The organism is Pseudoalteromonas arabiensis, assembly GCF_001550155.1.
Lineage (GTDB): Bacteria > Pseudomonadota > Gammaproteobacteria > Enterobacterales > Alteromonadaceae > Pseudoalteromonas > Pseudoalteromonas arabiensis.
Genome location: NZ_LRUF01000025.1, coordinates 58,362 through 71,894 on the forward strand (window position 1 = coordinate 58,362; position 13,533 = coordinate 71,894).

The window sequence follows — 13,533 nt, forward strand, 5'->3', positions numbered from 1 at the left end:
CGAAGGTAACTCCACGCTCATAAAAACGCGATGTGAAAGCACACCGCGTTTATGATTGTCAGCTTAAAGCTTAGTGCGAAACCACAATCAAACGAATGGCATCCAATTTAACTTGGGCTTTTTCGATATAAGTCGTCAGTTCACTGCGCTGTTTATCAAAAAAGTTAAGCTCTTCATCACGAATATTCGGATTGATTTGCTTAAGAGCGGCTAAGCGCGATTGTTCCTCAGCAAGTGCCGTTTGCATTTTTTCTAACGACGCAGCACGAAGTGCCTCAAGCTTGGTTTGTGCCATGCCTTGTGCGCTGGTGATCATTGGGTGAATAGCGCTTTGTAAAGCACTGGCTAACTTACTTGCTGTTTGACGGCCCACCGCTGATAGTTGCTGATTAAACGCGTCAAAGGCGACATTGTCAGCTAAGTTATTACTGCCTTTGTCTAGCAAAATACGAATAGGTGTAGGCGGTAAAAAACGCCCCACTTGTAGTGCTTTAGGTGCCATAGCTTCAGCAATGAAAATAAGCTCAACAAAGAAGGTACCAGCAGGTAACTTTTTGTTTTTCAGTAGTGCAACAGACGCTGTACCAAAGTCATCATCACAAATCATATCTAAGCTGCCTTGCACCATAGGGTGATCCCAACTGATGAAATGCGCGTCTTCTTGCGAAAGCGACGTACTACGGTCAAATGTCACTGTAATGCCATCATCTTTCAAACATGGGAAAGATGGGTTTAGCATGTGCTCTGTTGGTTTTAAGATAATGGTGTTTTCACCTTTGTCTTCTTGGCTTACGCCGAAGGTGTCGAACACATTAATCATATAGCTTGGCAACGTGAATTGATCATCTAGTTCTTCAATATCAGCAACTAGGCTCTCAGCACGCCCTTGACCACTAGAATGCAGCTCTAATAAGCGGTCACGACCACTTTCCATTTGTTTACGCAGCTGAGCATTTTGCTTAGCTACTTGCTCTAGAAGTGGCTCAAGCTCTTCTTCGTCACAATTATGAGAGCCAACAAACTCAAGTAATTCTTCACCAAACTCTTTATACAGCATTTGGCCTGTTGTTGAGGTTGTTTCAAACGCATCAAGGCCTTCATTGTACCAACGTAATAGAACTTCTTGTGCAGTGTTTTCGAAATACGGCACATGAATATTTACGTCTTGGGTTTGACCAATACGGTCAAGACGACCGATGCGTTGCTCTAACAAATCAGGGTTAAGAGGTAAATCAAATAATACTAAATGGTGCGAGAACTGGAAGTTACGCCCCTCTGAACCAATTTCAGAACACAGTAGAATTTGCGCGCTGTCGTACTCATCGGCAAAGAATGCTGCCGCACGGTCACGCTCAACGATTGACATTCCTTCGTGGAAAACAGACGCTTTGATTGCTTCACGCTCACGCAAAATTTGTTCAAGGCTAATAGCGGTTTCAGCTTTAGCACAGATAAGTAAGACCTTTTCGTGCTTAAGTGTTTTTAATGTCTCGATTAGCCAATCAACACGTGGATCAAATGCCCCCCAACTGGCATTTTCGCCTTCAAACTCTTGGAAAATCTTTTCCGGGAACAGTGCACGCAATGCGGTTAGTTCGGCGTTTTGAATACCCCCCATATTGCCCAAAACGGAGATAGCTGTTTTATATTGCTTCGGCATGGCCATAGGGTAGGCATGAAGTTTACGGCTAGGGTAGCCATCGATGCCGCTACGGCTATTTCTAAATAAAATACGTCCCGTGCCGTGACGGTCTAATAGCATAGATAAAATTTCGTTACGGGCAGCTTCATCACCTTGCTCTGCACTTGCAAGTAATTCGCTGATGTCTGTTTCTTTTAAGAGTGCTTTTAACGCGTTACGTGATGCATCAACCAAGCCTTTTTCAGCAAGGAGTTGGTTAGCAGCTTCAGCAACATCTTTGTAGTTACTTTCTTCTTCAACAAACGCATCGTAGTCGTAGAAACGATCAGGATCGAGTAATTGCAAACGTGCAAAGTGACTGCGGTGACCAAGTTGATCGGGTGTCGCTGTTAGTAAAATAAGCCCCGGAATGTCTTGGCTCAACTCTGCCATACGTTGGTATTCAGTGCTTGGTTTACCATTATTAATACTTAGGTGATGAGCTTCATCAACGACCAGTAAGTCCCAGTCAGCCAGTGTAGCTTGTTCAAACCAGCGCTTTTTCTTGCTTAAAAACTCAAGGCTAGTAAGTACTAACTGTTCGGTTTCAAATACGTTTGGCGAGTCTGCAAATGCTTCGTCACAGCGTTCTTCATCAAAAATAGAAAAGCGTAGGTTAAAACGACGTAGCATTTCAACAAGCCATTGATGCTGTAAGTTTTCAGGCACGACAATTAACACTCTGCTTGCGCGGCCTGTAATGATTTGCTGATGTAAAATCATGCCCGCTTCAATGGTTTTACCAAGGCCAACTTCATCTGAAAGTAATACACGGGGTGCGAAGCGCTTACCTACCTCTTGAGCAATATACAGCTGGTGAGGAATAAGATTGGCACGCTGACCAATTAAGCCCTTAAGGGGGGATTGTTGGCGCTCAAACTGGTGTTGCCAAGTTTGGTAGCGAAGAGTGTAACGATCAAAGCGGTCTACTTGACCGGCGAATAAACGGTCTTGTGGTTTATTAAATTTGATAAAGTGATCTAAAAAGGTTTCTTTTAATTGTGCTTTCTCACCGTTGTCAGTACGAATACCGTGGTAGCACAATAAATCACCTTGTTCTTCAACAGACTCAACTTCAAGTTCCCATTCTTCAACGCTGCGAATAGTATCACCCGGATTGAATGCAACACGAGTAACAGGCGCTTCAGTTAAAGAGTAAACACGGTTTTCTCCACTGGCAGGAAATAAAATGCTGACCTGACGGCCTTCAAGGGCAACAACGGTGCCTAATCCTAAATCTGACTCTGTATCACTGATCCAACGTTGACCTAAGGAAAAATTCATATATGTCTCATCTATGAAGAAAAAAGGCGGCTATGTTACCTGTATCGTCTTGGTACTTCAAGGCAGTAAACTTGCCTTATACAATTAAATTTAGTCAATTATTTAAAGTTATTTTTTTGGTTGAAATTTGTATGTATTTTAACCGCTTAAATAATTGTAATTTTAGCTGTCATAAAAAAGACTTTTGCTACAAATAGACTAGACTGAGTATATACCTAACAAATAAATAACAGGTTCAATTCCCGCTTGTTTAGTTACTTGGGTATAGCATAAAAATCATAAAACGTAAGGAAAGTGCTATGGAAAAAGCTTCGAACCTTGATAGTAAAATGTATGTGCTCGATACCAATGTATTACTCCACGAACCCCTCGCTTATTTATCTTTCCAAGAACATGATGTTGTTATCCCCATGACAGTATTAGAAGAGCTCGACCACATTAAAGATAGAAAACATGATGTCAGCCGTGATGCTCGTGTTGCTATTCGTGGTTTAGATGAAGTGTTAAAAGATGCCTCTCCAGAGCAAATGTTACAGGGGGTGGCGTTACCCAGTAATAAAAAAGCGAAAGTTCAGTCCCGAGGTCGACTTATTATTGTTAACGACCACTTATTTGCAGACAGTATTTCTGGTTTACCAGGCAACGAAAATGATCACCGTATTATCAATTGTGCGGTGCATCTACAAAAACAGCACAGTGACAGCAAGGTGGTGCTGGTTACGAAAGACATCAATATGCGACTCAAAGCCAAAGGGGCAGGGCTTAAATTTGTTGAAGATTACAGAACTGATCAGCTGATTGATGACATCGCCTTACTGACCAGTGGCTATAAAAAAATAGAAGGCGATTTTTGGCAACAGGTAGGAGAATGCGAAACTGAGCAACAAGGGCGGGACACTTATCACCATGTAGCAAAAAATACCATCAGTGACGTATTTTGTAATGAATACATTCTTGATAGTAGCGATCACTTTGCTGCGCGAGTAAAAAGTTATGATGATAAACAAATCACGTTAAAAGATATCAGTGTTGAGCGCCTGATGAGCCACACGGCATGGGGAGTAAAGCCAAAAAATGTTTATCAAGGTATGGCGCTCGATGCCTTACTTGACCCAAGTATTGAGTTGGTTATTTTAACTGGCCCCGCAGGCTGTGGTAAAACACTACTTGCGCTTGCCAGTGCCCTTGAAATGATTATTGAAAAAGGCATTTACGACAAAGTTATCGTCACCCGTAACACACCAGAAATTGCTGAATCTATCGGCTTCTTACCAGGTACAGAAGAAGAGAAGATGGCTCCTTGGCTGGCTGCTATTACGGACACTTTAGAGGTATTACATAGAGGTGACGAGAATCCTATTTCGAGCCGTAATTACATTATGGAAAAGGCCAACGTGCAATTTAAATCGGTGAACTTTATGCGTGGCCGCAGTATTCAAAATGCCGTGGTGATTTTAGATGAAAGCCAAAACTTAACAGCTTCACAACTAAAGACCATTATTACCCGTTGCGGTGAAGGAACCAAGCTTATATGTTCAGGTAATTTGGCGCAAATTGATAGTAACTACCTGACCCCAGTTACCTCAGGCTTAACTTACATTGTTGAACGCTTTAAAGACTTTGAGGGAAGTGCTACCGTCAACTTAAACGGCGTTGTCCGTAGTCGCTTGGCAAGCTTTGCCGAAGAAAATTTATAACTTGCCAGCAGATCCTTGCCTCGTTAATCTAGAAAGTTCCGAGGCAAGGTACTTTGAAGCTAGTGAACTTTTTACCACTTAAACGTTATTACCGCTCTATCACTGTCGCACTGATTGTGCCATTGTTAGTGGCGTTTTTTTTATGCTTGCATTTGTACGACTTAAAACTTGAGCGTGCAATTGAGAATCGCCACAGCAGCTTTAATAATATTTCAGCTCAACTGAGCCATGCAATGAGCGCTGCCGATGGGCTGATTGATACTATGTTTACATTGTACGAGCAGCCTTTATCATATGATTTTGACCCAAGCTGGACTAAAAATGTCAACCAATTTGAGCATTACTATTATCAGCCAGTTGGTGATGAAATTGGCGAAATAGTTGGACAGGGTAAGTTTGCTTCCACTTCTTATGCACTTGAACAGTGGCGGCAGGTTATTGCATTAGGGCCTTCTTTTAATACCACACTCTCACTTATCCAATCTTTACAAGCGGTTGCTTATGTTAATGAGCAAGGTTTTGCCTACATCAAGCGGCGTTCTACCGCAGACAGCACGTTACTAACGACAATACTCGATAATAAACTCAAACCACAGCAATTAAACGACAACACACTTTCGTCAAGCCAAGTCGTTACTGTGAATAATCATGCTTATTTTGCAATTGGTAAAAAGCGTACAGCCACAAGCCATGACTACATCATTTTAATTTATGATTTAGAAGCCATTTCAAATTGGTTGCAGAAAATAGCGCCCCCGCAGGGGGAGTATATTTTTATAAATCAACATAACCAAGTTATAGCCAGCTCTGACGTGCGCTTAAATAGTGCAGTGGGTGCAGGTGATTACTGGCCTGAGCCAATGATTATTGACACTAAGCGGCCCGCAAAAAAGTCACATAGCTACTTGGTTCAAACCTCCGATAATTTGCCCATTCATACCCAGTTTTATGAATCTAAACAGGCGCTTAGTGAGCCAATTAGTTATGATATTCTTATAGAGTTTATATTTTTGTGCGTCTTTTTAATAATGATGTTCAGTGGGGTATTTTGGTTGAGCCAACGTATATTTGTTAAGCCCATGACACACTTGATCTGCTATTTAGATCAGCATAATGAGAATAGCAGCCCGCTTTTACATTACCGTATACCGACCGATTGGCAACCGTGGTTTAGTAGAGTTAAACAGGTCTTTAAGCGTAATGAAGAGCTAGTTACATCTTTACAAGAAGCCAACAAGGCACTTGATTCACAAGTTCAAGTAAAATCAGAGCAATTACGACGTAGTATTGATGCCAAAGAACGTCATTTAGCCTTGTTAAACACCATGCTTAACAATGTGCCTGATCTCATTTATTTTAAAAATACTTACGGTGTTTTTTTAGGTTGCAATAAAGCTTACGAAAGTTACGTAGGCATGCCACAAGAAGAACTCGTTGGTGAAAAGTTTACTAACACAAATCAAGACAATATTGAGCTGAGTTTATTAGAAGAGAACGTGTTAACTGAGCGTCAAGTCTATCAAAAACGCTTAGTTACAAATAATAAAACATACAACCTCAGTATTGCGCCATTTTATAATGAGCATCAACAACTGTTAGGTACGATGACCATAGGTAGAGATATAACAGAGCAACACGAAGCGCTTAATGCGTTGCAAAGCTCAGAAGCAAAGCTCAAAAGTGCCATGGAGTATGCAGCGAACGGGGTTATTTTATTATCTCTAGATTACCAAGTGTTACAAGCTAACAAAGCTGCCCGCCAGATATTTTCAATGCAAAAAAGCCACAATATACCCAGTCAGTATATGTTGGCTGATTTATTCGTTGCGCAATCACTAGAAAAATTAACGCAAACACTTAAGCAGCTGCATAGTGAGAAGAAAAATGTTTATCACTTTAGCTTACCTCAACAAGAGCAAAAGCGTTGGTTGCAAATAAGTGTCTCCTTGGTATGGGATAACGAACAAACCCCTGATTATTATGTTTTGCACGTGCAAGATGTCACAGATTTAATTCAGGCAAAGAATGATGCGGAGAGAGCGACATTAGCTAAAAGTCGTTTTATTGCGAATTTAAGTCATGAAATACGTACGCCCCTTAATGCAGTGTTAGGTTTAATAGATGTAATCGCTTTACAAGGTTTATCGCCAGAGCAGCGAGGCTACGCATCGCAAGCTAAGTCGGCAGCAAATAGTTTGTTGTCACTACTTAATCGTATGCTTGATTTTGCTCGTGTTGAAAGTGCGCAAGTGCAATTAAACAAGGCACCATTTAGCGTGGCTGACTTAATTGATTACTGTGAAGGGATTGCAACGCCTCTTTGCAGTAAAAAAGGTTTAGAGTTTAGCGTCGAATTTGATGACACCATTAATGCAAATTTATTGGGTGATCAAATTTGTTTACAGCAAGTGCTCGCAAACTTATTAACCAATGCGGCTAAATTTACAGAACATGGCAGTGTAAAACTGAGTCTTACTTTAGTTGAACAGTCCGATGAGCAGCAACTTATTTGCTTTGTAGTTAAGGATACGGGGATTGGTATTAGCGACGCTGATCAAAGTCGATTATTTGATGCTTTTACGCAAGGAGACGAGTCGCTTACTCGTTCTCATCAAGGTGTAGGACTTGGTCTAGCAATTGTTAAATATGAAGTCGCATTGATGGGGGGGGAAGTTAAACTCACAAGTGAAAAGGGGAAAGGCAGTGAATTTAGCTTTTGTTTACAGCTTGATAAAACCACACAGACCGCCAAAAAAAACAGCCCGTTACTCCCATCAAGTACAGATTTATCAGGTCTATTAGTGCTTGCAGTGGATGATAATCCACTTAATTTAAGTATTATTAAAAGTATTCTGAAGCAGGCTAACATTACTGTTATTTGTGCTGATAGTGGTGCAAAAGCAATTGAGTTATCAGCAAGCTTAACCCCAGATCTGATTTTTATGGATATTCAAATGCCAGAGATGGATGGCTGTCAGGCGACACGAATTATTAGGCAATCATTCACAAAAGAGCAGATGCCTATTTATGCTTTAACCGCTCATAGCGAAGCTGCTGATATTGAACAATCTGTCGCTGCAGGTATGAATAAGCATTTAACAAAGCCAATTGTTGCAAATAAGCTCTTTTTAGCAATGAGTGAACTTGATAAACCAATTGAACCATTTTTTGATCATTCTTTTGTTTTAACTCAGTTTGCAAATGATAGTGATTTGGTATTAACTATGTTGTCAAAGTTTGCCACTATGGCCGCACAGCAATTATTAGAAATTTCTACCTTAAGTACTACTGAAGAACTGGTTAGAGTTGTGCATAATGTCAAAGGGTCTGCTGGTAATTTAGGTTTTAAGCGATTGTCAGCATGTGCTAAACAGTGTGAGGCTGAACTTAAAACGCAAGGCAAGCTTCCTGAGCTATTAAACGATGAGCTGCAGCAACACATAAAGCAAGTTATTGCATTTATCATCGAACAAGGATCTACAAATGTTGAAAAAAGCCAAGGTACTGATTGTTGATGACGATCCGTTAAATCGCTTGGTCTTAGAAAAAACATTGCGACAAGATTACGATGTTTTTTGTGTTGAAAGTGGTGAAAAAGCACTTACATTTTTAAAAACACAACCCGTTGATTTATTAATCTTAGATATTGTTATGCCGGGTATCGATGGCTATGAAGTGCTGGCACAAATAAAAGAAAATACAACAACAAATATGTTGCCTGTTATTTTTATATCCGCAAATACCAGCCATGATGATGAGGCCAAGGGCCTTGAATTAGGGGCAATGGATTATATAACTAAGCCCTTTAGCGCTGCGATTGTTCGTGCCCGTGTTCGCAATCAGTTAATGATCAAACAAAAAAATGATCTACTCGAAATGTTGGCATCGATTGATGGCTTAACTGAAATTCCTAATAGACGTTATCTTGATGAAAACTTATCTAGGGAATGGCGGCGCTCAAGACGAGATCATACCCCTTTGTCGGTTTTATTGATGGATGTTGATCATTTCAAGCGTTACAACGACTGTTACGGTCATCGTGCGGGTGATGATTGCCTTAAAAAAATAGCACATGCACTTGTTGGCTCATGCGAGCGAGGGAGTGATTTTGTTGCCCGTTACGGCGGGGAAGAATTCGCAGCTGTGTTGCCCAGCACTCCTGCTAAAGAGGCGGTTGCTTTCGCTAATAAGTTACGCAATGCAGTTAATAAGTTAAATATTCCGCATAAGGCCTCTTTAAATTCAGAGTATGTAACAATTAGTATTGGTATTGCCACCACAGAGTCAGGGCAAGTTTATGCTGAGCAAACATTACTGGAAGAAGCCGATTTAGGATTATACCAAGCTAAAGAGGCAGGGCGCGACCAAGTGGTATCGCGATTAGTATCTGCGACATTGCAGGAGTAGGTTATTTGTCTACCCCTGCATAAAGTAATTAGCCATTACTGAGTGATTTATAAATAGTGTCGCCCACACCAATTAATTTATCGTTTTTAAAGACCAAAGGGGTGCACTCATCTTTGGTCGTTTTGCTGTCTGAGTGGATGCTATGAGTGGCATAAAAGAGTACTTGGTATACGCCGTCATCCTGTTTTAGTAACTCTGTAAAGTTAGGAGTGCTTAGTTTATTGAGCACCGTTTGGTAAGGCGTATCAAGTGCTAAGTTTGCAATGACTTCACGATTATTTTTGTGGTGTTTTTGCCAGCTTGTTGACGAGTCGCCTGCCCAGTGAGTTTCGGCTTCACCGTCTGATACGGCAATGACACAACCGGTTAAAAAAGGTGCAGTTAGCGCGGCAATAAGAAGTGCTTTTTTCATTGTTATATCCCTTGTTTTATCGTTTCGTTTTTTCATATATAGCAATCCATTTGCCAACATTTTATTTCTTTTATAATCAAAGTATTAGCTTGTTGTTGCGAGCTAGCTAAGTAATGTGGAACTCATTACTTAGCTTATTTGGCTAAAAAATTGTTTTTTAGACCAGTCTATTTCGTGCCTCACCTTGGCTGAAGGCGTTGATGTTAAGTGCTATTTCAGCCACAAGTCGAGCAATTGATTCTTGACTCGCCCAAGCGATATGAGGTGTTAGTAATAAGTTATCACCTTGATATATGGCAAGTGGGTTATTTTCTTCTGCTGGCTCTTTGCTCAACACATCCACACCGGCACCCGCAATCACATTATTAGCAAGGGCGTGGGCTAAGTCAGCTTCATTGATAATTCCCCCTCGTGCTGTATTTATTAGGATTGTTGTTGATTTCATCATATTAAGCTCTTTAGCCGCTATTTGGTTGCGAGTTTCATCAGTCAGTGGGCAATGAACACTGATAATATCCGCTGTTTTAATCGCCTCTTCAAAGCTAACACGTCCTTCGCGAGGAGCATGCCCTTTACGTTCACTTATTATTACATTAACACCAAAAGCACGGCCTACATCAGCAACCGCTTTACCAAGTGAACCATAACCAATAATCGCAAGTGTTTTGCCTGACATATCATTAAAACGGTAATCTAAACGACAGAACATCGGGCTTTGCTGCCATTTTGCAGATTGGCAATCTTGAATATAACGGTGGGTATTACCCAGTAAGTTAGTGATGAGTGCGAATGTATGCTGTACCACAGAAGGGGTGGAGTAGCCTGCCACATTGGTGACGGCAATATTGTGCGTTTTGGCTGCATCTAAATCAATGTTGTTGGTGCCTGTTGCTGCAACACAAATTAGTTTTAGGTTGCTAAGCTGCAACATCGCTTTTTGATCAATAACGACTTTATTAGTAATGATAATATCGGCATCCTGACAACGAGAAACAACATCTTGTGGGTCTGTTAAATCATAGCAAGAGAGTGTTCCCAAGTTTGCTAATGAATCTAATGAGGTATCTGCTAATGTGGCGGTATCAAGGATGGTAATATTCATGTGCTTTCCTTTTTTAATTTAATGCTTGACCTTAGGGTGTACTCCAAGGTTTATAGTACTTATAAGCTTTTAAATGGAGACGGTGATGAAAATTGGTGAATTTGCCCGCAAGTTGGGAGTTTCAACAGATACATTAAGGTACTACGAAAAACATGGTTTGTTAACGCCTAGTTCGCGCTCACAGTCAGGGTACCGTATTTATACCGATACAGACATTAAACAGATGTCGTTTATCTTACGCGCTAAAAACGTGGGGTTTAGCTTGTCTGAAATTAAAGAGTTGCTGCAAATAAAAATTCATAAAGATCAGCATTCGTGCCATGAAGTTAAAGAAATGACTCTACAAAAACGTGATTTAGTCGCTCAACGTATTGAGGAATTAACACGGTTTTATGATTCATTATCGCTATTAGCAAAGAAGTGTTGCGGCGGCGAAGAGCCTGCTGAAAATTGCTCTATATTAACGACATTGGAGGATATAGATGGACTTACTCACTAATTTTTGGCAGTTATTTTTACTGTCTGCCCCTTGGTTGATGTTGGGGTTATTAATAGCAGGACTATTAAATGTTTACTTGCCTACGGACTTTTTGCATCGCCATCTTGGTAAAGAGGGACTTTGGACCACAATTAAAGCTGCTCTTATTGGTGCCCCAATGCCATTGTGCTCATGTGGTGTGATCCCTGCCGCTATAGGACTTAGGCGAGCTGGCGCTTCAAAAAGTGCGACGACGGCTTTTTTAGTATCGACCCCTGAAACGGGCGTTGACTCTGTTTCTGTTTCTTATGTTTTATTAGGCCCTTTTATGGCTGTGATCAGGCCGATTGCAGCCGTATGTAGTGCGATTGCTGCTGGTGTGTTAGTTGGTAAAGAGAGTGAGTTTAATAATGAGCGTACTAAAACCTCGCATAACCTTGAAACAGTAACAAGTAGTTGTTGTAGCACTAAGCAAGCAACCGCTAAAGAGCCTACATCAAGTTGTTGTAGTACAAAGCAAGCTCCCACTGTTGAGAAAACAAGCTGCTGCGCAAGTAAAAAGGAAGTCGTTAAAATTGAAGGAGGGGTTGCAAAGCTTAAACGCGCAATAAGTTTTAGCTGTAATAAGTTGCTTGAAGATACCATGGTATGGTTGGTTATCGGTCTATTTTTTGCCGCACTGGTCCAAACCTATGTGCCTGAGTCGTACTTGAGTCAGTGGGGAAGTGGTATTTTTGCAATGCTGGTGGTGATCTTAATTAGCATTCCTATGTATATTTGTGCGACGGCATCAACCCCGATTGCAGCCGGTTTATTGCTCAGTGGTGTATCACCAGGCGCCGTGTTGGTATTTATGTTGGCAGGCCCTGCCACAAATGTTGCAACATTGGGTGTGGTGGGTAAAGAGTTGGGTAAACGCGCTGTAGTTGCTTATTTAATCGGTGTCATAGGCGTTGCATTACTATTCGGTTTTTTAACGGATTACCTAGTTTCTGAGTTTGGTTTTGTGGTGGCACCCATGATGGGGGAAGAACATCAAGTATTACCGCACTGGTTGAGCTTAGTGTGTGGCGTATTATTGGTCGCTTTAATGTTGAGGTTAGCGTTAAAAATACTCTTAAAGAAGTCAACACAGACTGGTAAGAGCATTAGCTAATTGATTGTTATAAAATATATTTTTATAACTATTAAGAGAAGATATAGGTTAACTATCGCGTCTCGGTTCGCATTTAAAATTGCCTGAGTTATAATCCGCCAATTCTTTAAACGGTACGCTAAGCGTGCCGTTTTTTAACTTAAGTAGTTTTTATGAGTGAATGTGTGGATAAATACGCAGATATAAGACCTTACAATGATGATGAAGTTGCAGACTCAGTGGCGCGTTTAATTGCTGATAATGCCTTTGTGGATGTTATCGCTAAGTATAATCTACCACGCTTTTTATCTTATTTTCCGTTTATAACACGCCCATTAGTACGTCAGCAGTTAAGAAAAAAGTGGGGTAAAACCAACTCAGTTGAACAAGTTCAGCATGAAGTTGCTGATTATCTGAATAAGCTAATTACTCGTACTACGTCGGAAGTCACGTTTTCAGGTATCGATAAACTTGATCCGAAGCAAGCTTATTTATTTATCTCTAATCACCGTGACATTGTTCTTGACCCTGCTCTGGTTAACTGGGGCTTGTTTAAACACAATATGCCGACTGTTCGCATCGCAATTGGTGATAACCTGCTGCAAATTCCATATATTACTGAGTTAATGCGCTTGAATAAGAGTTTTATTGTTAAGCGCTCCGCGAAAGCACCAAAAGAGATGTTAAAAGCGCTCTCGCAACTTTCTGCTTATATTTATGATTCACTGGCTGAAGGCCACTCTATTTGGATAGCGCAAAAAGAAGGTCGTGCGAAGGATGGTTTTGACCAAACTGATCCTGCACTACTTAAAATGTTGCAATTACAAGGTCGTAAACAGAAAAAAGAATTTGCAGATTATGTGCGTGAGCTAAAAATAGTACCTGTTTCTATTTCCTATCAGTATGAACCATGTGCAATTGCAAAAGCAAAAGAGTTGTATCATAAGCAACAACATGGCCAGTATGTGAAGCAGCAAGGTGAAGATATAGCCAGCATTGTTGAAGGTTTCAGTACAGCCAAAGGGCATGTTCACTTAGCGTTTGGTCAGCCAATCGAGTCAGGTTGTGAATCACCAGAGGAGTTGGCAAAAACGATTGATCAGCAAATTGTTGATTCGTTTTTCTTACATCCTGGTAATTATATTGCTGGTGGCTGTAAACAAGCAGTAATAGATAAAAAAGACGCTGAAGCATTTGATGCGCGTTTAAGCCAAGTTCCTGAAGAATTAAAGCCTTTGGTCTTAGCTATGTATGCAAAACCATTTCATCGCAAGGCAGAGCTTGCAACGAGCGAATCTTAATCAGAGTAACGCATTTTAAAAGCTACTTTTTAAGTG

At 40.8% G+C, this 13,533-nt stretch carries 9 protein-coding genes; 6 read left to right on the top strand and 3 right to left on the bottom strand.

Annotation, left to right across the window (positions count from 1 at the left end; genetic code table 11):
* Window positions 1–70: 70 nt before the first annotated feature.
* The gene (gene rapA, locus PAARA_RS16495) at window positions 71–2,965 is read right to left on the bottom strand and encodes an RNA polymerase-associated protein RapA (protein ID WP_062570095.1); all 2,895 of its coding nucleotides are present in this window, start codon (window positions 2,963–2,965) and stop codon (window positions 71–73) included.
* Between the two features lie 299 nt (window positions 2,966–3,264).
* Here rapA and PAARA_RS16500 point away from each other — a divergent pair, with 299 nt between their 5' ends.
* From PAARA_RS16500 to PAARA_RS16510, 3 genes are all read left to right on the top strand, one after another.
* Complete coding sequence (locus tag PAARA_RS16500; RefSeq protein WP_062570096.1) at window positions 3,265–4,662, top strand: PhoH family protein; 1,398 nt, start codon at window positions 3,265–3,267, stop codon at window positions 4,660–4,662.
* A 62-nt stretch (window positions 4,663–4,724) separates the two neighbouring features.
* A complete protein-coding gene (locus PAARA_RS16505) occupies window positions 4,725–8,177 on the top strand; it encodes a response regulator (RefSeq protein ID WP_062570217.1) in 3,453 nt (1,150 codons plus the stop codon).
* A complete protein-coding gene (locus tag PAARA_RS16510) occupies window positions 8,146–9,069 on the top strand; it encodes a GGDEF domain-containing response regulator (protein WP_062570097.1) in 924 nt (307 codons plus the stop codon). The genes PAARA_RS16505 and PAARA_RS16510 overlap by 32 nt, the downstream gene beginning before the upstream one ends.
* Before the next feature lie 28 nt (window positions 9,070–9,097).
* On the opposite strand, the gene PAARA_RS16515 is transcribed toward PAARA_RS16510, so the two are convergent.
* Together PAARA_RS16515 and PAARA_RS16520 are read right to left on the bottom strand one after the other, a co-directional pair.
* On the bottom strand, window positions 9,098–9,481 hold the full coding sequence (locus PAARA_RS16515) for a DUF3192 domain-containing protein (RefSeq protein ID WP_062570098.1): 384 nt from the start codon (window positions 9,479–9,481) through the stop codon (window positions 9,098–9,100).
* 157 nt (window positions 9,482–9,638) lie between these two features.
* Entirely contained in the window at window positions 9,639–10,583 is a 945-nt protein-coding gene (locus PAARA_RS16520) for a D-2-hydroxyacid dehydrogenase (protein ID WP_062570099.1), read from the bottom strand.
* An 85-nt stretch (window positions 10,584–10,668) separates the two neighbouring features.
* Between PAARA_RS16520 and zntR the strand changes: the two genes are divergently transcribed.
* The 3 genes from zntR (at window position 10,669) to PAARA_RS16535 (ending at window position 13,497) form a co-directional block, all read left to right on the top strand.
* Window positions 10,669–11,082 carry a Zn(2+)-responsive transcriptional regulator gene (gene zntR / locus PAARA_RS16525; RefSeq protein ID WP_083515344.1) on the top strand — a complete coding sequence of 138 codons (414 nt, stop codon included), beginning with the start codon at window positions 10,669–10,671 and terminating at the stop codon, window positions 11,080–11,082.
* A complete protein-coding gene (locus PAARA_RS16530) occupies window positions 11,066–12,217 on the top strand; it encodes an SO_0444 family Cu/Zn efflux transporter (protein WP_062570100.1) in 1,152 nt (383 codons plus the stop codon). Before zntR ends, PAARA_RS16530 begins: the two co-directional genes overlap by 17 nt.
* Window positions 12,218–12,369: 152 nt before the next feature.
* Window positions 12,370–13,497 carry a 1-acyl-sn-glycerol-3-phosphate acyltransferase gene (locus tag PAARA_RS16535; RefSeq protein WP_062570101.1) on the top strand — a complete coding sequence of 376 codons (1,128 nt, stop codon included), beginning with the start codon at window positions 12,370–12,372 and terminating at the stop codon, window positions 13,495–13,497.
* The last annotated feature ends 36 nt before the right edge of the window (window positions 13,498–13,533 follow it).

Excerpts from the sequence above, each read along its gene's own strand:
- PAARA_RS16515 (WP_062570098.1), bottom strand. The coding sequence starts at position 9,481 with ATGAAAAAAGCACTTCTTATTGCCGCGCTAACTGCACCTTTTTTAACC.
- PAARA_RS16530 (WP_062570100.1), top strand. The coding sequence starts at position 11,066 with ATGGACTTACTCACTAATTTTTGGCAGTTATTTTTACTGTCTGCCCCT.
- PAARA_RS16535 (WP_062570101.1), top strand. The coding sequence starts at position 12,370 with ATGAGTGAATGTGTGGATAAATACGCAGATATAAGACCTTACAATGAT.
- PAARA_RS16500 (WP_062570096.1), top strand. The coding sequence starts at position 3,265 with ATGGAAAAAGCTTCGAACCTTGATAGTAAAATGTATGTGCTCGATACC.
- rapA (WP_062570095.1), bottom strand. The coding sequence starts at position 2,965 with ATGAATTTTTCCTTAGGTCAACGTTGGATCAGTGATACAGAGTCAGAT.
- PAARA_RS16520 (WP_062570099.1), bottom strand. The coding sequence starts at position 10,583 with ATGAATATTACCATCCTTGATACCGCCACATTAGCAGATACCTCATTA.
- zntR (WP_083515344.1), top strand. The coding sequence starts at position 10,669 with ATGAAAATTGGTGAATTTGCCCGCAAGTTGGGAGTTTCAACAGATACA.
- PAARA_RS16510 (WP_062570097.1), top strand. The coding sequence starts at position 8,146 with ATGTTGAAAAAAGCCAAGGTACTGATTGTTGATGACGATCCGTTAAAT.